Source organism: Pseudomonas sp. HOU2, assembly GCF_040729435.1.
In the GTDB taxonomy this organism is placed as follows: Bacteria; Pseudomonadota; Gammaproteobacteria; order Pseudomonadales; family Pseudomonadaceae; genus Aquipseudomonas.
This window is the reverse complement of sequence record NZ_CP160398.1, coordinates 5,773,519-5,790,467: the sequence shown is the minus strand read 5'-3', so window position 1 is coordinate 5,790,467 and position 16,949 is coordinate 5,773,519. Positions and strand designations below refer to the sequence as shown.

At 61.9% G+C, this 16,949-nt stretch carries 16 protein-coding genes; 8 read left to right on the top strand and 8 right to left on the bottom strand.

All coding sequences use genetic code 11. The annotated features are described in order from the left end of the window. Positions 1-62: 62 nt before the first annotated feature. The 3 genes from ABV589_RS26115 to ABV589_RS26105 are packed head-to-tail and all read right to left on the bottom strand — an operon-like array spanning position 63 to position 4,267. A complete protein-coding gene (locus ABV589_RS26115) occupies positions 63-1,388 on the bottom strand; it encodes an MFS transporter (RefSeq protein ID WP_367084229.1) in 1,326 nt (441 codons plus the stop codon). A 37-nt stretch (positions 1,389-1,425) separates the two neighbouring features. Further along, complete coding sequence (locus tag ABV589_RS26110) at positions 1,426-2,502, bottom strand: C45 family peptidase (protein ID WP_367084228.1); 1,077 nt, start codon at positions 2,500-2,502, stop codon at positions 1,426-1,428. Between the two features lie 37 nt (positions 2,503-2,539). After that, entirely contained in the window at positions 2,540-4,267 is a 1,728-nt protein-coding gene (locus ABV589_RS26105) for an amidohydrolase (protein ID WP_367084227.1), read from the bottom strand. Positions 4,268-4,373: 106 nt separating this feature from the next. Here ABV589_RS26105 and ABV589_RS26100 point away from each other — a divergent pair, with 106 nt between their 5' ends. Further along, the gene (locus ABV589_RS26100) at positions 4,374-5,336 is read left to right on the top strand and encodes a LysR family transcriptional regulator (protein ID WP_367084226.1); all 963 of its coding nucleotides are present in this window, start codon (positions 4,374-4,376) and stop codon (positions 5,334-5,336) included. A gap of 1 nt (position 5,337) precedes the next feature. Here the strand turns inward: ABV589_RS26100 and ABV589_RS26095 are convergent, their stop codons facing one another. Then, positions 5,338-5,613: a DUF2798 domain-containing protein gene (locus tag ABV589_RS26095; protein WP_007960490.1), complete on the bottom strand. Its 276-nt coding sequence runs from the start codon at positions 5,611-5,613 to the stop codon at positions 5,338-5,340. A gap of 126 nt (positions 5,614-5,739) precedes the next feature. Between ABV589_RS26095 and ABV589_RS26090 the strand changes: the two genes are divergently transcribed. Beyond that, the gene (locus ABV589_RS26090) at positions 5,740-6,669 is read left to right on the top strand and encodes a LysR family transcriptional regulator (protein WP_367084225.1); all 930 of its coding nucleotides are present in this window, start codon (positions 5,740-5,742) and stop codon (positions 6,667-6,669) included. A 33-nt stretch (positions 6,670-6,702) separates the two neighbouring features. Here the strand turns inward: ABV589_RS26090 and ABV589_RS26085 are convergent, their stop codons facing one another. After that, on the bottom strand, positions 6,703-7,596 hold the full coding sequence (locus ABV589_RS26085; RefSeq protein WP_367084224.1) for a LysR substrate-binding domain-containing protein: 894 nt from the start codon (positions 7,594-7,596) through the stop codon (positions 6,703-6,705). Positions 7,597-7,780: 184 nt separating this feature from the next. Here ABV589_RS26085 and ABV589_RS26080 point away from each other — a divergent pair, with 184 nt between their 5' ends. From ABV589_RS26080 to ABV589_RS26070, 3 genes are all read left to right on the top strand, one after another. Next, a complete protein-coding gene (locus tag ABV589_RS26080; protein ID WP_367084223.1) occupies positions 7,781-8,401 on the top strand; it encodes a LysE family transporter in 621 nt (206 codons plus the stop codon). A gap of 73 nt (positions 8,402-8,474) precedes the next feature. Next, positions 8,475-9,314: a glutathione-dependent disulfide-bond oxidoreductase gene (yghU, locus tag ABV589_RS26075; protein ID WP_367084222.1), complete on the top strand. Its 840-nt coding sequence runs from the start codon at positions 8,475-8,477 to the stop codon at positions 9,312-9,314. Positions 9,315-9,545: 231 nt separating this feature from the next. Next, the gene (locus tag ABV589_RS26070; protein ID WP_367084221.1) at positions 9,546-9,902 is read left to right on the top strand and encodes a hypothetical protein; all 357 of its coding nucleotides are present in this window, start codon (positions 9,546-9,548) and stop codon (positions 9,900-9,902) included. Here the strand turns inward: ABV589_RS26070 and ABV589_RS26065 are convergent. From ABV589_RS26065 to ABV589_RS26055, 3 genes are all read right to left on the bottom strand, one after another. Next, on the bottom strand, positions 9,899-10,627 hold the full coding sequence (locus ABV589_RS26065) for a type 1 glutamine amidotransferase (RefSeq protein WP_367084220.1): 729 nt from the start codon (positions 10,625-10,627) through the stop codon (positions 9,899-9,901). The two genes, ABV589_RS26070 and ABV589_RS26065, sit on opposite strands and share 4 nt — an antisense overlap. Positions 10,628-10,748: 121 nt before the next feature. Then, positions 10,749-11,945, bottom strand: a complete 1,197-nt coding sequence (locus tag ABV589_RS26060) for an MFS transporter (protein ID WP_367084219.1) — start codon at positions 11,943-11,945, stop codon at positions 10,749-10,751. A gap of 55 nt (positions 11,946-12,000) precedes the next feature. Then, positions 12,001-13,050, bottom strand: coding sequence for an NAD(P)-dependent alcohol dehydrogenase (locus ABV589_RS26055; RefSeq protein WP_367084218.1), 1,050 nt, complete (start codon positions 13,048-13,050; stop codon positions 12,001-12,003). A gap of 160 nt (positions 13,051-13,210) precedes the next feature. Here ABV589_RS26055 and ABV589_RS26050 point away from each other — a divergent pair, with 160 nt between their 5' ends. From ABV589_RS26050 to ABV589_RS26040, 3 genes are all read left to right on the top strand, one after another. Further along, positions 13,211-14,143, top strand: a complete 933-nt coding sequence (locus tag ABV589_RS26050; protein ID WP_367084217.1) for an AraC family transcriptional regulator — start codon at positions 13,211-13,213, stop codon at positions 14,141-14,143. Positions 14,144-14,232: 89 nt separating this feature from the next. After that, a complete protein-coding gene (locus ABV589_RS26045; RefSeq protein WP_027613020.1) occupies positions 14,233-14,688 on the top strand; it encodes a (2Fe-2S)-binding protein in 456 nt (151 codons plus the stop codon). Continuing rightward, positions 14,688-16,940 carry a molybdopterin cofactor-binding domain-containing protein gene (locus tag ABV589_RS26040; protein ID WP_367084216.1) on the top strand — a complete coding sequence of 751 codons (2,253 nt, stop codon included), beginning with the start codon at positions 14,688-14,690 and terminating at the stop codon, positions 16,938-16,940. Before ABV589_RS26045 ends, ABV589_RS26040 begins: the two co-directional genes overlap by 1 nt. The last annotated feature ends 9 nt before the right edge of the window (positions 16,941-16,949 follow it).

The following is a 16,949-nucleotide window of genomic DNA, read 5'->3' as shown; positions in this document are numbered from 1 at the left end:
TGATCTTGAAAAACACCATCAAAAGATCGCAGCCTTCGGCAGCTCCTACAGAGTCGAATGGTTCAACCGGTAGCGGGCATGGGTGAAGGCCAATCGGCCTCGTCGATCTGTTCAAGGCTCAGGTACGCCGTTTCTTTGAGCAGCAACGAACACAACGCGACGATGCCCAGCGCAACCGCGCCGTAAACCGCCACCCCGAACGCGTTGTGGTTGTTGGCGATAAGAATCGCCGTGGCCGCACTGGATGCCGTCCCGCCGCCCAGCGCCGCGCCGATCTGATAGGCCGCCGACATTCCCGAATAGCGCATGTGCCGGGGAAACTGCTCGGCGAGGAACGCCGGAATCGGCCCCTGCGTCGCGCCCATGAATGCACCGATGACGATGTACGCAGCGGTGGAAACCAGCAGGCTCTTGAGGCCGACCAGCGGAAAGAATGCGAAGAAGCCGAGGGCCATGATCACCGCGCCGAGGACCATCACCTTGCGACGGCCGATGCGATCGGACAACAAGGCAAACAACGGCGCGGTGATGACGATGGCGATCGACAGCGACAAGTCGAAGATCAGCGCGTCGGTGCTGCCGTACCCCAGTTGCGTGGCGTATGACAGAAAGAACGTGCTGCCGATGTAGGCGATGGTCACGTAGCCGAAAGCAATGCCGGTGCACAGCAGCATGGCTCGGGGCCGTGCGCGCAATGCTTCGAGCAATGGCATGCGCACCGGTGCCTGCGGTTCAGCGGGCGGTTCGAGGGGTTTCTGCAAGCGCGCATACAGACCGATCAGCACCAGCACACCGCCGAGCCAGAACGGAATGCGCCAGGCGAATCCGGCCAGGTCATCGTGCGCCGCGACGCTGACGATGGCGAACACCCCGGCACCGAGAATCCCGCCGATACCGATGCCCATGCTGGTGAAGCTGCCCCACAACCCACGTCGTCCGGGCGGCGCCGACTCGATGCCGAACAGCGCCGCACCGCCCCACTCGCCACCGGCGGCGAATCCCTGCACCAGCCTGAGCAACACCAGCAACACCGGTGCGCCCGCACCGAAGGTGGCATAGTCCGGCAGGCACCCGATCAGCAGCGTGCTCAGGCCCATCAGCAGCAGCGTGATCACTAGCATTTTCTGCCGGCCGAGTTTGTCGCCGTAATGCCCGAACACCATGCCGCCCAAAGGGCGGGCGAAAAACCCGGCGCCGAAAGCACCGAACGCCACCAGGGTCGCGGTCAGCGGGTCCATCTGCGGAAAGAATACCTTGGGAAACACCAGCGCGGCGGCGGTGCCGTAGATTACAAAGTCATAGAACTCCAGCGCGGTGCCCATGCCGGAGACGAAAAACGTCCTCAGCGCAGACGGCGAAGCGCTCGTGCGATCAATGTCGGTAGCCATGTGCAATGCTCGTTTTGTTTTTATTGGAGGCAGCGGTTCAGAAGCGCAGATAGCCGTTTCGGGCCAGTTGTTTGGGGTTGCCGGCGGCGTATTCAAGCACGCTGTTTTCAGTGTCGATGCCGATGGTCAGCAGGGTTTCCCAGCGTTCGGTGGCCGGCATGCTCAGGTCCGGATGGAAGCAGATCGGCGCGTCTTCGCCCGCCTCGCCACACATGGCGTCAGCCCGCTGACTGAGGTTGCCGCTGGTCATGTTCGGCCGCGCCGTGTTGACGTGGGCAATACGCGCGTAGGTCGTGGACGCATCAGGGGTGCGCTCGCCCAGACTCAGTTCGGGATCGAGAAAATGGTTGGTGTGAGTGATCCAGCCGTCGGCGTCGGGCCGCACCACGGCGGTGAAGGCCGGCGACATTTCAATGCTCACCGCACGCGGGTTCGAATCCTCGCGGGAGAACACGGTCAGCACCGTGGAGGCACTGACTCGCGCCGAACGCGCCAGCGCAATCGCCTCCTCAACACTGCTGGCTTCCTCGAGGATGCGCCGGGCAATCGCATGCACCGGCACCCCGGCCGACCCGTTGTCGCTGGCGTGATGCAGTATGTTGAAGTGCAGCCCCAGCCCCGCGCTGTTGACGCCGATCTTGCCGAGCATGCCGAACTCGGTGAACAGCTTGACCGTCATGCCCTTGGCCGTGGTCAGTTGCAGAATCAATCCGTTAGGCACCAGCGAATCGTGCCAGTCCCAGGTCTGAATAGTGCGCGGCGCCAATGCGCCGTTGGGCGCAAACACCGCGGTGGAACACTCGCCTTCGGTGGACGCCGGCATCACCGCGAGAATCTCGGTGCGGGCATTCAGGCTGGCGAGCTGCCAGAGTGGTACTCCGGCGCCTTCAGCGGTGGCGACGATTTCTTCGGCGAGGCTCGGGCACCAGCCTTGCAGGGTGTGCAGACTGGCTTCGCCGATGGCCCGCACTTGTGCCTCAGGCACGCCGACCTGAGAGAAGAAATCCAGATAAAGCGCCACTGTCTGGCGGATCTGCGCAGCCCAGGTGACGCCAATCTGTTGCCCGCGAATCTGCGAGTTGCGGGTGTCGGTGACAAAGCAATGAACATTCACGAAAAGGTTTCCTTGGTTACGTTACACAGAGAGGCCGTCAAGGCTTGCGGCGGTAGATTTCGCGCCCGGCAAACCAGGTATTGAGCACTTGGGTGTCGCGCAGGGCTTCGGGCTTTACGCTAAACACATCGCGGTCGAGGACGATCATGTCGGCCTGCTTGCCGGGTTTGAGCGAACCGATCCGGTCTTCCAGGCGCAGCACTTTGGCCGCGTTGAGGGTGTAGGCCTGGAACATGGTCTGGCGGTCGATGTCTTCGGCGGCGTTGAGCACGCCTTTCGGGCCTTTGCGGCTGACCGCCTGATAGATCGCCTTCCACGGTTCGGGAGTGGTGATCGGCCAGTCACTGGCACCGGCGATGGTCGCGCCATTCTTCAACAGCTTACGCGCCGGATAGGTGTACATGAAGGCCATGGCACTGACGTAGGGCTTGACCAGATCCATGCTCGACTCGTCGGCAGCGGCCCAGAACATCTGCATCGAGGCGATCACATTCAGTGCCTTGAAGCGTGCGAATTCCTTGGGATTGACCATTTGCAGGTGGGTGATCGAGTGGGCGATGCCGCTCTGCCGATCCTTGCGCGCCTGCTCGATGCCGTTAAGCGATTCACGCACCGCACGGTCGCCGATGGCGTGGATGTGCACCAGCCAGCCGCGCGCATCGGCAGCACTGACCAGATCGCCGAAATGCGCCGGGTCGATCAGCAGTTCACCGGTTTTTTTCGAGTTGCGGTACGGCTCAAGCATCGCCGCGCTCTGCGCCGGCACTTCGGCCACGCCGTCGGCGAAGATCTTGATCCCCGGCAAGGTCAGGTTGCTGACACCGAGAAACTGCTGGCGCACCTTGTCCAGCTCATCAAGGTCGGCCGGCGTAGCCTTGGAGTCCGCCATCAGCAGCGCCGCGACGTGTGCGGTGAGTTCGCCGTTTTCCGAGAGTTTTTTGTAGGTCGGCAACACACCGAGCGAGGTGTTGGTAACGTCACTGCCCGGGACTTCGTTGGCGATCGGGTCCATCCATCCGGTGATCCCCAGGCTCTTGTAATAGCTCAACGCCGCGCGCCCTGCGGCCAGCAAGGTGTCAGCGGTCGGCGGCGGCAACAAGGCCTGCACCGGGTACAGTCCGGCATCGACGAGGAAGCCATCCGGGCTGCCGTCGGGGTGATGGCCGATGGTCGCCTGCTCTTCGCCCTTGAGCGTTTTAACTTTCTCTGCCGTGACGCCAGCGCGTTCGAGCATGGCCCGATTGGCCCAGCCGGTGTGCAGATCCCAGCCCAGCAGCAGGATCGGCTGGTTCGCCCATTCGCCTTGATTGAAGCGCTGTTCGAGGCCGGCGATGTCACTCCAGAAAGTCGAATGCAACCCGCCGACACTGAGGAATTCTCCGCGCTGCGCCTTGCCATCCTGACGCCATTGGCGCAGGCGTTGTTCCAGTTGATCGAGCGGCAACAACTGGCCGTCGAGGTTGGCCTGCAACAGCTGCAGCCCACCCTTGATGGTGTGGGAATGCGAGTCGATGAAACCCGGCATCAGCACTTTGCCGTGCAGGTCGATCACTTGCGTGGCGGCCGTCTTCAGGCGCAATACCTGCGCATCCGCACCCACAGCGAGGATCTTGCCATTCTCCACCGCCACCGCCTGCTGCAAGGGCTGGCCGGGTTCGGCGGTGTAGACCCTGGCGTTGTGCAGGATCAGATCGGCAGATGCCAGACTTTCCAGCGAGGCACAGGCCAGCGCCGATGACACCATCAGGGTCAGTAGCTGCTTCATGAGGTTTCTCGTTATTTTTGTTAGGCTGCGAGCAAGCCTATCCAAGCCTTGGCGATAACTGAATGCCACCTCGCGCACAACTTTTGTGCCCAGCAGGAATAGATCAATGGACAAGATGAGCGCCCTGACCATGTTCGTCGCCACCGCCGAACACGGCAATTTCAGCCGCGCCGCCGAGGTGCTCGGCAAGACCCCGTCGGCCCTGACCAAAGCCGTGGCGCAGCTGGAGGACGAACTCGGCACGCGCCTGTTCGACCGCACGACCAGACGCATGGCGCTGACCGAAGCCGGGCGGATTTATCTGGACGGCGCGCGGCAGGCGCTGATGCAACTGCAACTGGCCTGCGAAGGCGTCGAGCAGCTCAAGCACGAATTGAGCGGCGGTTTGCGCATCACCGCCCCGCCCTCCTTCGCCCCGGCGTTCCTCAACGAGGTCTGTTGCCGTTTTCTCGACGCCCATCCGCAAGTGCATCTGGAAGTCGACTTGAGCGACAGCTATGACGACCCGGTGGACGGCGGGTACGATCTGGCACTGCGTGACGGCCCGATCGATCTGCCGGGGGTGATCGCCCAACCCATCGTCGAGAATCAGGTGGTGTTGTGCGCCAGCCCGGCGTACCTGGCGCGCAAGGGCAAAGAGGTGTCACTGGACAACTATCAGCAGCACGACTGGCTGATCTTCCGTCATCCGCTGCTCAACCGGCATTTCTGGTGGGTCAAGCAAGGGGACCGGCGGATTCGCCTGACCCAGCCGAATCCACGGGTGGCCAGCGACAATTACGACTTCCTGCTGGCCTGCCTGCTGAAGGGCCAGGGCCTGCAGTTTCTGCCGCAATGGAGCGCCGCGCCGTATCTGGCGCGCGGCGAGCTGGTAGAGGTGATGCCCGAGTACTGGCGTGAGCCAAGCGCATTCGGCCCGTGGATTTACGTGCTGTACCTGGCGCACCGGCGCAGCACGCGCAAGGTCAAAGTGTTTATCGAATTCTTGAAGGCGCACTGGCGCCCACTGGCACCTGGGGTGAATCCCGACCTGCCTGCCGCTGACGGCCGCTGTTTTTCCGAGTTGTGAATCAACGATGCGGATGCACCGTCATCGCTACCAGTTTGATCACGATCGGCCGCACCACGAGGATGCAAAGGAAAGCCACCGGCATCGCCAGCTTGTAGGCGTGCAGCGCATTACTCAGGTAGTCGTTATCAATCCCGGAGTTGGCGGCGGTGATCACCAGCGACATCAGGAATGCCATGATCGTCGCCATGTACAGCGCAAACACATACGGCGTCGCCCGTGCAGAAAGCTTGCGTCGGCCGAGATACAAGGCATCGGTATCTGTTCTTTGATTCATATGGCTTTTCCATCCATTGACAGGGAGCCGGCACCTTAGCAAAGCCCCCTGCCCTCAACTAGACGGCCCGCCGCAGGTACTTTATAAAGCATAACTTACGAATCAAACCCATACGGCGGGACACGGATGAATCTGTTGGCGGCGATTGCCAGTTTTATCAAAGTGGTCGAGGCCGGCTCGATCGTCGGCGCCGCCAAGACGTTGGGCGTCAGTGCGGCCGCCGTGAGCCAGACCCTCAATCGCCTCGAAACCCACCTCGGCGTTCGCCTGCTGCAACGCACCACACGCAGCATGGCGCTGACCGAAAACGGCGCGTTGTATTACGAAAAGGTGCGACGTATTGCGGCTGATCTGGAGTCGGCTCAAAGCGCGATCATCGGCGACGAAGGCGAGCTGCAAGGCCGCTTGAGCATCGCCTCCACCAGCGCCTTCGGCCGTCACGTATTGGCGCCGTTACTCGCCAGTTTCGCCGCACTGCATCCGCGCCTGCTGGTCGAGCTGTCGACCACCAACGGCAAGATCAATCACATTCAGAACGGCATCGATCTGAGCCTGCGGATCAAGCCGCAACTGGAAGATGGCATCGTCGCGCGCAGGATCGTGTCCCTGCCCTTCGTCTTCTGCGCCGCTCCCGCCTACCTTGCGCGCGCCGGCGTACCGCAGTCACCGCAAGACCTGCAACATCACGCCTGCCTCGCATTCCGCTATCCACTGGATGGCCGCTTTCTGCGCTGGGGTTTGATCCGCGACGGCCAGCCCTACGACGCACCGATCAATGCCACCGCCATCAGCGACGACATTGATGCGCTGGCGCAAATGGCAGTCCACGGCGCGGGCATCACGCGCCTGGCCGAATTCGTCGCCGCGCCCTATCTTGAGAGCGGTCAACTGGTGCCGCTGTTTGAAAATCTCCCGGGTGAAAGCCACGCCTATGTCGAACCGATGGACATCTACGCCTGCGTGCAGGAGCGTGCGGCGATGACGCCGAAGGTTCGAGCTTTCATGGATTATTTGACGGAGCACCTGAACAGGCGCTGGCCGATGCAAGTTCGTTGATCATGCCTGGCGGATGAATGCAGCGCTCTGTCTTCAACGCTTCAGATCAGCACCGAGCCGTTGACTGCACGCGCTCATCTGCCGGGTAATCCATTCGCGAAAAAGCATGGCATTTGCACTCTGTTCGAAGGGTCGCGGTGATAACAGGCAATAACTCGAACCGTCGCGAACGAAGCCGAACGGCGCGATCAATTGGCCGGACTTGAGTTCGTCCTGCACCATCAGAAACGACGCCATACCGACGCCCAGTCCGGCCAGCGCGGCCTGAATGCACAGGTAGAAATGCTCGTAATCGACCCGACTGACCTCCGCCACGCTAATCCCGGCCTGTCGCACCCAGTTATCCCACGCCTGCGGGCGCGTCTTGCTGTGCAGCAGGCAGGCACCGCGCAAATGATCGCTTGCAGGACGACTGGACGGCACGCAAACCGGGCCGATCCACTCCTCGCAAATGCTCACCCCATGCACGGTCTCGTTCCAATGAAAATCGTCGCGCCGGATTGCCAGATCCACCCCTGAACGAGCGAAGTCGATGGGTCCGCCGGCCGTCAGCAATTGCACCTGCAGCTGTGGGTGTGCGCTGTGGAAGTCAGGCAAGCGCGGGATCAACCATTTCATGGCGATGGTCGGCTCGCAGGACACCACCAGCACGTCATCGTGGACTTCGCGTTGCAGACGATAAACAGCGCTTTCCAACTGCTCGAACATCGGCGCGGTGACATTGAACAGCAAGCGCCCGGCGTGATTGAGAAAGATCGCCCGATTGCGCCGCTCGAACAATTCCACGCCGATCGCCTCCTCCAGCAAGCGCACCTGACGACTGACCGCACCGTGGGTGACGTGCAGCAGTTCGGCAGCCTTGACGAAGCTCTGGGTCTGGGCGGCGGTGTTGAAGAAGCGAAAGGCAGCCAGCGGAGGCAGGTTCATATAGGCGATGATTTCTCACAGATTTTCGCGACTATAAATCGTTTTTTTTGCCGAGGACACTTCTTCATCATGGCGCCGCTCGTAGACGCTAGAGCATTCGCATCAACGATGTTGGTCGTTGGTACAGATCGAAGCTCGACATCTGTGAATTTTAGTAGCGCAAATAACGTCATGGAGAGCAGGAATGAACGAGTTGTTTCTGGTAATCGCCATCACCATTTTGGCGGTGATCAGTCCTGGGCCGGACTTTGCCATGGTCACCCGCAACAGTTACGCCTACGGCCGGCGCAGCGGTTTGCTGGCTGCGCTGGGCATCGCCTGTGGCGTGCAGGTTCATGTGTTCTACACGGTGTTCGGGGTGGCGCTGATCATCACCCAATCACCACTGCTGTTCTGGATGATGAAGCTGCTGGGCGCCGGCTACCTGGTCTATCTGGGCATCAAATCCTTTACCAAGAAATCGGTGCTGACATTTGCCGATGCGAGCGCTTCGGCACCCCGTGCCTGGAAGGTGTTCTGCTCGGGATTTCTGACCAATGCACTGAATCCGAAAACCATGTTGTTCGTGGTAGCGGCGTACAGTCAGGTGGTGGAGCCAGGCAGTTCACTGACGGTGAACTTCGCCGATGGCCTGTTCATGTCGGTCATTCATTGGGCATGGTTCAGCCTGGTCGCGCTGTTTTTCTCCACTGAACGGTTGCGCCGGCGCCTGCTGGAAAAACAGCGGCTCCTGGACAAGGCCATCGGGATCGCATTGATAGGTCTGGCGGCGTGTTTGATCATTCCGGGGGTTGCGCAGTCTTGAGCTAGAGCGTTTATGCTGTCGTGTCTGATACCCGTCAGCTCATTCTCGGCAAGTTCACCATGAGGCCCATTTCATGAGTAAAGCGCCCTACGTACCGCCCAAGGTCTGGAAACACGAAGCCCCCTCCGGCGGCCAGTTCGCCAGCATCAACCGCCCGATTGCCGGGCCGACGCATGAAAAGACCCTGCCAGTGGGCAAACACCCGCTGCAGCTGTATTCGCTGGCGACGCCCAACGGCGTGAAGGTGACCATCCTGCTGGAAGAGTTGCTCGCACTGGGGCACACCGAGGCCGAGTACGACGCGTGGCTGATCCGCATCAACGAGGGCGATCAGTTCTCCAGCGGCTTTGTCGAGATCAACCCGAACTCGAAGATTCCGGCGCTGCTCGACCGCAGCGCGCAGCCGCCGATTCGGGTGTTCGAATCCGGTTCGATCCTGCTGTATCTGGCGGAGAAATTTGGCGCCTTCCTGCCCCAAGACCCGGCCGGCCGCACGGAAACCCTGAACTGGCTGTTCTGGCAGATGGGCGCCGCGCCTTATCTGGGCGGCGGCTTCGGGCACTTCTACGCGTATGCGCCGGAGAAGCTCGAATACCCGATCAACCGCTTCACCATGGAAGCCAAGCGTCAGCTTGATGTGCTCGATCGACGCCTGGCTGAAAGCCGCTATCTGGCCGGCGACAGCTATACCATCGCCGACATCGCGGTCTGGCCGTGGTACGGGCAACTGGTGCGCAACAACGTGTATTCGGCGGCCGAATTCCTCGCAGCCCAGGAGTACACCCACGTGCAACGCTGGGCAGAAGAAATCGCCGAGCGCCCGGCAGTCAAGCGTGGCCAGCGGGTCAACCGCACCTGGGGTGACGAGGCGAGCCAGGTTGCGGAGCGACATCAGGCCAGCGATCTGTACTGACGTCACACTCCCACAAAGACTTGTGCTGGACATGGGAATCCACAATCACCAGCAACCTTTGTGGGAGCGAGCTTGCTCGCGAAGGCGCCGGGTCAGTCAACACTGACATAACAGACCTACCGCTTTCGCGAGCAAGCTCGCTCCCAAAGGGAATTCGGGTTGGACATGAGGATTTTTGAACCTCAGCAATTACAGTGAGACCACACCACCACTGTCGTCAAAGGATCTGCAATGCCCCCTGGAAAACGTGAACTGGCGCGGATCGAGCGGCGCTTGATTGCCACGCTCACCGACGCGTGTGAAACCGCAAAAAGCGAAATCAAAGGCTTCACCTGGCTGACCCACACCGCTGACCTGAACGCACTGGCGGCAACCCTGAGCGTCATCTGGGTGTTCAACACTGAAGCCGACAAAAACCTCGCCCTGACTGACGCCAAGGCACGTCTCTTCGAACTGACGGCCACTGCGCTAAAGGAGGGCGATATCGATCTGTCCCCTTCAGAGCGCAATGTGCGTTTCGACTCCGAGGAGGAATGCCAACGCACTCACGGAGGCAACTGGCGCGAGCGTCTGGCGCGGTATTCCTAGCCCTTGCGTTGCTGCTGATACTGCGCCATCAGCTTGTCGAGGAACTCGAACAGCTTGAGGTTCATCTGCTCATACGCGTTGGTGCGAAGTGCCGCCGGCTGCTGAACGAAACGACGATCGACCGCTGCCGCCAACTCTTCAGGGGAAGCGGCAATCAAGCGCTCCACGACCTCCGCCGTGAACTCCATGTGGCACTGGAAACCGTAGACCAGATCGCCGTATTCGATTATCTGACGCGGGCAGCCCTCACTGACGGCGAGGACCTTCGCCTGCGCCGTCAGCCCCGGCATGTCGTTGTGCCAATGCCCGACTTCCAGCACATCGCCGAAGTGCGCCACCTTGGCATTGCCCTTGCCTGCCTCGGTCAAGGTGATCGGAAAATTGCCGATCTCTTTTTCCGGACTGTGGCCATGCGCAGCACCCAGCGCTTCGCCGAGCAATTGCGCACCCAGGCAAACGCCGACCACTGCCTTGTTCGCGTTGATCGCCCGGACGATCAGATCGCGCTCGGCGGCCGCGTCGAAGTGCGCGCATTCGTCTTTGCTCGTCGCCGGCGATTGTGGACCGCCCAACACCACCAACAGGTCGATGTTCTCGACGCTCGCGGGCAAGGCTTCAAACGCATGAACGCGCGAATAGCTCGCTTCATGGCCACGCTCGCGCACCCAGGTCTCATAGGCGCCGGGTGATTCGAATGCTTCGTGGACGACGAAATGAACGTTCATTGAAAATCCTTGGTGAGGGGCTGAGAGAGTGATGCGCGAAAGACTATATGACACTTGGTGTCATTTGCAAATCCGTTGCTGGAGCCGAGCTGCCCGCTCAACGAACACTCTCTCACTTCTCTCAACCGGTCACGTTCGACTCGACCAGATGCACTTGCTCAGCACTGCGACCGGCAAGCCAGGCGAGCGCAGACGCCACCACCAACACCGCAGCGCTCAGCTCGAAGGTGGCTTTATAACCGCTCAGGTCAAACGCCAGCCCACCGACGATGGCCCCTGCTGCGATAGCCAGTTGCACGATGGCCACGAGCAAGCCTCCGCCGGCTTCGGCATCCTCCGGGAGGGTCTGTGCCAGCCAGGTCCACCAGCCAACCGGAGCAGCGGTGGCCACCAGACCCCATAGCCCGAGCAGCACCGCGGTCAGCAACGGCGATGCGCCAAAGTTCACAAGGGCCAGCGCAATCACCGCCATGATCAGCGGAATAACCGTCAGCGTGCGGTACAGGCCAGTGCCGAGGAATCTTTCGATCACAAAGGTCCCGATGAGGCCGGCAAGCCCCAGCCCCAGCAGCATCAACGACAGGGTTGCAACGCTGACCCCGGTGACGACCTCCAGAAAGGGCCGCAGGTAAGTGAATAGCATGAACTGCCCCATGAAAAATACGCTGACGGCGACCATCCCCAAGGCGACCGGCCATTGCTTTATCAACCGCAGGGCATTACCGCTACCTGCCTGACGCTCGAGCTTGAAGGACGGCAGGCTGATCAGCAGCCACACGGCCGCCAGCGCGGCGACCGGAACCACACAGAAGAACGCGCCGCGCCAGCCTATCAGCGAGCCGAGGAAGCTTCCCGCCGGAGCGGCGATGACCGTCGCCAGTGCGTTGCCGCCGTTGACGATCGCCAGCGCCCGGGATACTTGATCAGGCGGCACCAGACGCATTGCGGTCGCCGCCGACAACGACCAGAAACCGCCGATGGCGATGCCGATCAAGGCCCGCCCGAACATGAACGACGGGTAGCCCGGTGCGAACGCGACAACCGTCCCCGAGACGATCATCAGCAAGGTCAGACCCAACAGCAGCTTCTTGCGCTCGACACGCGCGGCGACCGCTGCAATCACCAGACTGGTCACCAGGGCGAATGCACCGGACACGGAAATCCCCTGCCCGGCCTGGCCTTCGCTGATGTGCAGATCGGCGGCAATCGGCGTCAGCAGGCTGACCGGCATGAATTCTGAGGCGACCAAAGCGAAGGCGGCCAACGACATGGCCAACACCGCGCTCCAGCCGCGTTGTTCTGTAGAAAGGGAAGTCATTGGAACTACCTGTATTGCGAGAGGCGTCCGGGCGATTGCCCGGACGCACTGTTTTTCACGGTGCCAGCGTCGCGTTATCGATCACGAAACGGTATTTGACGTCACCTTTGAGCATGCGCTCGTACGCCTCATTGATCTGCTCGGCACGGATCAGCTCAATGTCCGAGACGATGCCGTGTTCGGCACAGAAATCGAGCATCTCCTGAGTCTCCGGAATGCCGCCGATCATCGATCCCGCGAGGGTGCGACGCTTCATGATCAGGTTGAACACGTTCGGCGATGGATGCGGCGACGCCGGAGCGCCCACCAGTGTCATCGCGCCGTCACGCTTGAGCAGCACCAGCAAAGCGTCGAGGTCGTGGGGGGCGGCCACGGTGTTGATGATCAGGTCGAAGCTTTTCAGGTGCGCGGCCATTTGCTGCGCATCGCTTGAAACCACCACTTCATCGGCGCCAAGGCTTTTCGCGGCCTCGCGTTTCGATTCGGACGTGGTGAACGCCACGACGTGCGCGCCCAACGCGTGCGCCAGTTTGATGCCCATGTGCCCCAGACCTCCGATGCCCACCACGCCGACTTTCTTGCCGGGGCCGGCGTTCCAGTGCCGCAGCGGCGACCAGGTGGTGATGCCCGCGCACAGCAGCGGCGCCACCGCAGCCAGTTGAGCCTCGGGGTGGCGAATGCGCAGGGCGTAGCGCTGATGCACGACGATCGCTTGCGAGTAGCCGCCGAGGGTCCAGCCGGGGGCGTCCGGGGTCGGAAAATTGTAGGTGCCGATCATGCCGTCGCAGTAGTTTTCGAGGCCTTCGGCACACTCCTCGCAATGCTTGCAGCTGTCGACAATGCAGCCGACGCCGACCAGATCACCCGGAGCGAAGCCGCTGACCTGTTGGCCTACGGCGGTGACCCGACCGACGATCTCGTGACCGGGCACGCAAGGATATTGTGTGCCCTCCCATTCGGCCCGCACCTGGTGCAGATCAGAGTGGCAGATACCGCAATAGGCAATCTCGATCTGCACGTCTTCCGGGCCGGGATCGCGACGGGTGATGCGCAGAGGTTCAAGCGGTTTGTCGCCCGCATGGGCGCCATAAGCGAAGACTTGCATGGTGGCTCTCCTGTAATGGTTTGACACATTCTCCCGGTCGATTCGCCTCTGCCCTAGTGCATTCCTCTTGAATGCTTGCCTGATCCTCTGAGGTTGCAGGGCGGTATATAGGAAACCTCTGCTGGGCGGACTAGAGTTCGAGCAACAGGAGCGACCCGACATGATCCCTACCCCCGCGCGCCACGAATCACCTTTGGCGTTGAACATTGACCCGCGCGTGAGTGTGCCGGGTGACTTCGCCACGTCCGTACCCGGCCTGTCGCTGTTTCGCCGCGATCAGCCGGCGCCACCGAGCGTGTGCATGATCGAGCCGAGCCTGATTCTGGTGGGCCGTGGGGAAAAGCGCTTGTGGGTCGGCGGTGAGGGTTACCGCTACGACCCCTCGCGGTTTCTGGTCACCTCGCTGGATCTGCCCGCCATTTCCGAAGTGATGCTCGCCAGCCCCGAACAGCCCTGTGTCGGGCTGGTGCTGAAACTGGATGTCGGCATGCTCGCCGAGATCCTCAGCAAAGGTGGCTTGCCTGCGAAACGGCAGCCGTCGATGAACACCGGCGCTGGCATTGGCAACCTGTCGTGCGCGCTGGAAGGCGCGCTTGAGCGCCTGCTGGCATTGCTCGACGAGCCTGAGGCGATCCCGGTGCTGGCACCGCTGGTGCTGCGGGAAATCCACTATCGGCTGCTCCATACCGATCAAGGCGCGCGGCTGCGGCAGATCACGGCCGTCGATGGCCAGGGTTATCGCATCGCCAAAGCCATTGACTGGCTCAAGGTCAACTACACCGCAGCGCTGCGCATCGATGAGCTGGCGGCGCGGGTGCAGATGAGCGCACCGACCTTTCACCACCACTTCCGCCAACTCACCGGCATGAGCCCGCTGCAGTACCAGAAATGGCTGCGCTTGAACGAGGCCCGCCGGCTGATGTTGATGGAGCGTCTGGACGTTTCGCGAGCGGCGTTTGCGGTCGGGTATGAAAGTCCCTCGCAGTTCAGCCGCGAATACGCACGCCTGTACGGCACCGCACCCAGTCGTGACATCGCGCTGCTGCGTGGCGACCCCTTCGCCGCAGAAGCACTGGGCAATACGGCCAGTTGAGCAAAAGAACACGCTTTACCGGTGAGGCGCCACGCTGCGTTTCACCGCTTATAAAAATGCACGTCAACCGATGATCGAGCGGGTGAACCATGGAACTACGAATCAACCAGAAAACCTATCAGGTCGATGCCGACGCCGATACGCCCTTGCTGTGGGTGATCCGCGATGATCTGGGCATGACCGGCACCAAGTACGGCTGTGGACTGGCGCAATGTGGCGCCTGCTCCGTGTTGGTGGACGGCAACGTGGTGCGCTCGTGCGTCACGCCGGTGGCCGGTGTGGTCGGCCGTGAGGTCACCACCATTGAGGCGATCGAGGCCGATGACGTCGGCAAACGCGTGGTCTCGACCTGGGTTGATCTGCAGGTCGCCCAGTGCGGCTACTGCCAGTCCGGCCAGGTGATGGCTGCCACGGCGCTGCTCAAGCAAAACCCAAAACCGAGTGACGCGCAGATCGAGGCGGCGATGGTCAATCTGTGCCGTTGCGGCACGTACAATGCCATTCATGCCGCCGTGCATGAGCTGGCCGGCAAGGGAGACGCCTGATGAACGTGCGTATCGATCCTGCTCAGGAAGCATCAGCACTGGCGCTGCACGAACCAATCAACGTGTCGCGCAGACGTTTCCTGGCCGGCACCGCTGTCGGCGCACTGGTGCTCGGTTTCGGCCTGCCGCTGGGCACGACTCGCGTGCAAGCCGCAGTGGCGGCAGCAACTGCCGAGCGCGGCACGCAAGTCCCGGCGTTTCTAGAAATCCGCCCGGACAACCGCGTGCGCCTGCTCTGCCCGTTCATGGAAGGCGGACAGGGTACGTTCACCGCGATGGCGCAGATCGTCGGTGAAGAACTGGATGCCGACCCGTCGACATTCCTGGTCGAAGCCGCGCCGCCCGGCGAAGCCTATGTGGTGATGGAAAACGGTATGCGCATCACCGGCGGCAGCATGTCGGTGCGCATGAGTTACCCGGTGATGCGCCGTCTCGGCGCCCTAGCCCGCGCCATGCTGCTGCAGGCCGGTGCGCAGCAACTGGGGGTGCCGGTGAGCGAACTGAGTACCGAACCCGGCAAAGTCGTGCACGCCAGGTCGGGCCGCTCGCTGGCCTACGGCGAACTGGCCGAACACGCCATGGATCTGCCGGTTCCCGATCCGGCCTCGGTGCAACTGCGTGATTCGAGCCAGTTCCGCTGGATCGGCAAACCGGTCAAGCGCGTCGATGCCTATGACAAGTCCACGGGCAAGGCGCTGTACAGCATCGACCTGAAGGTCGACGACATGCTCCACGCCGCCGTTCAGCATGCCCCGCGTTTGGGCATGACCGTGGGCAACTTGCGCAACGAAGAGCAGGTCAAGGCGATGAAAGGCGTGCATTCCGTGCATCGCCTGCCGGGTGCCGTGGCGGTGGTCGCCGAGCGCTGGTGGCACGCCAAACGTGCAGTGGAAGCGATTCAGGTCGACTGGCAGGAACCCACGGCCGACAGCCAGGTACGCTCGATGCCCGCGGATTTTTCCAGCGACGCCTGGCTCAAGCGCCTGGCTGACGACAAAGGCCCGGCCAGGGATGATGAAAATGAGGGCGACGTGGCTGCAGTTCTGGCCAACGCCAAAACCCGGATTGACGCCACTTACCACAACCAGTACCTGAACCACGGCCAGTTGGAGCCGCCGTCGGCGCTGGCCCGATTCAATCCCGACGGTTCGCTGGAGGTCTGGTTGCCGAATCAGGCGCCGGACATGTTCCGAGCGGACATCGCCAAACGCACCGGGCTGGACCCGTCGCGCATCACCTTGCATTCGCCGTTGCTCGGGGGCTTCTTCGGTCGGCATTTCCTCTACGACGCCGCCAGTCCCTACCCGCAGGCGATCGAGTTATCGAAAGCGGTTGGCCGCCCGGTGAAACTGATCTGGAGCCGCGAGGAAGAGTTCCTGCGCGATGTGCTGCGTCCGGTGGCGGCGGTGAATTTCCGCGCCGCGCTGGACAATGACGGCTGGCCGCTGGCAATCGAAGCAATCAGCGCCACCGAAGGCCCGACCGAGGCGCTGGCCGGCAAGCAGGGAGAAAAGCTCGACCCGACGGCGCTTGAAGGCTTGTCGGGCAAGTCCTACGCGATCCCCAACAAGCGAATCGCGCAGATTTACGCCAAAGGCCCGGCAATGCTCGGTTACTGGCGTTCGGTGGGCAATTCGCTCAACGACTTCTTCTATGAATCGTTCCTTGACGAACTGGCCGACAAGGGCGGCAAGGACCCGTTCGAGTTGCGCCTGCATCTGCTGCGTGACAACCAGCGACTGACCACGCTGCTGCAAGCAGTGGGCGAGCTGTCGGGTGGCTGGAAGCGTGGACCGTTTACCGCGGCGGACGGCAGCAAACGTGCGCGAGGCGTGGCGATGGCGTCGCCGTTCGGTACCCAGACGGCGGTGATCGCCGAGGTCTCTATCGAGAACGGCCAAGTCAAGGTGCACGACATCTGGCAGGCAATCGACCCCGGCAGCATCGTCAATCCGGCAATTGTCGAGGCGCAGGTCAATGGCGCAGTGGCACTGGGGCTGTCGCAGACGCTGGTGGAGGAAGCTGTGTGGATTGATGGCAAGCCGCGCGCGCGCAACTACGACTTGTATCCGATCCTGCCACCTTCACGGATGGCCCGGGTCCACGTGCGTGTTGTCGAGAGTGGAGAAAAAATGGGCGGCATCGGTGAACCACCGTTGCCCGCTGTCGCGCCCGCCGTCGCCAATGCGGTGGCAACGCTGACCGGGCAACGGGTGCGCAGCCTGCCCATGAGCCGCCACACCTTCAGTTAATCAGCGCCG

Excerpts from the sequence above, each read along its gene's own strand:
- ABV589_RS26115 (WP_367084229.1), bottom strand. The coding sequence starts at position 1,388 with ATGGCTACCGACATTGATCGCACGAGCGCTTCGCCGTCTGCGCTGAGG.
- ABV589_RS26105 (WP_367084227.1), bottom strand. The coding sequence starts at position 4,267 with ATGAAGCAGCTACTGACCCTGATGGTGTCATCGGCGCTGGCCTGTGCC.
- ABV589_RS26100 (WP_367084226.1), top strand. The coding sequence starts at position 4,374 with ATGGACAAGATGAGCGCCCTGACCATGTTCGTCGCCACCGCCGAACAC.
- ABV589_RS26095 (WP_007960490.1), bottom strand. The coding sequence starts at position 5,613 with ATGAATCAAAGAACAGATACCGATGCCTTGTATCTCGGCCGACGCAAG.
- ABV589_RS26090 (WP_367084225.1), top strand. The coding sequence starts at position 5,740 with ATGAATCTGTTGGCGGCGATTGCCAGTTTTATCAAAGTGGTCGAGGCC.
- ABV589_RS26085 (WP_367084224.1), bottom strand. The coding sequence starts at position 7,596 with ATGAACCTGCCTCCGCTGGCTGCCTTTCGCTTCTTCAACACCGCCGCC.
- ABV589_RS26080 (WP_367084223.1), top strand. The coding sequence starts at position 7,781 with ATGAACGAGTTGTTTCTGGTAATCGCCATCACCATTTTGGCGGTGATC.
- yghU (WP_367084222.1), top strand. The coding sequence starts at position 8,475 with ATGAGTAAAGCGCCCTACGTACCGCCCAAGGTCTGGAAACACGAAGCC.
- ABV589_RS26070 (WP_367084221.1), top strand. The coding sequence starts at position 9,546 with ATGCCCCCTGGAAAACGTGAACTGGCGCGGATCGAGCGGCGCTTGATT.
- ABV589_RS26065 (WP_367084220.1), bottom strand. The coding sequence starts at position 10,627 with ATGAACGTTCATTTCGTCGTCCACGAAGCATTCGAATCACCCGGCGCC.
- ABV589_RS26060 (WP_367084219.1), bottom strand. The coding sequence starts at position 11,945 with ATGACTTCCCTTTCTACAGAACAACGCGGCTGGAGCGCGGTGTTGGCC.
- ABV589_RS26055 (WP_367084218.1), bottom strand. The coding sequence starts at position 13,050 with ATGCAAGTCTTCGCTTATGGCGCCCATGCGGGCGACAAACCGCTTGAA.
- ABV589_RS26050 (WP_367084217.1), top strand. The coding sequence starts at position 13,211 with ATGATCCCTACCCCCGCGCGCCACGAATCACCTTTGGCGTTGAACATT.
- ABV589_RS26045 (WP_027613020.1), top strand. The coding sequence starts at position 14,233 with ATGGAACTACGAATCAACCAGAAAACCTATCAGGTCGATGCCGACGCC.
- ABV589_RS26040 (WP_367084216.1), top strand. The coding sequence starts at position 14,688 with ATGAACGTGCGTATCGATCCTGCTCAGGAAGCATCAGCACTGGCGCTG.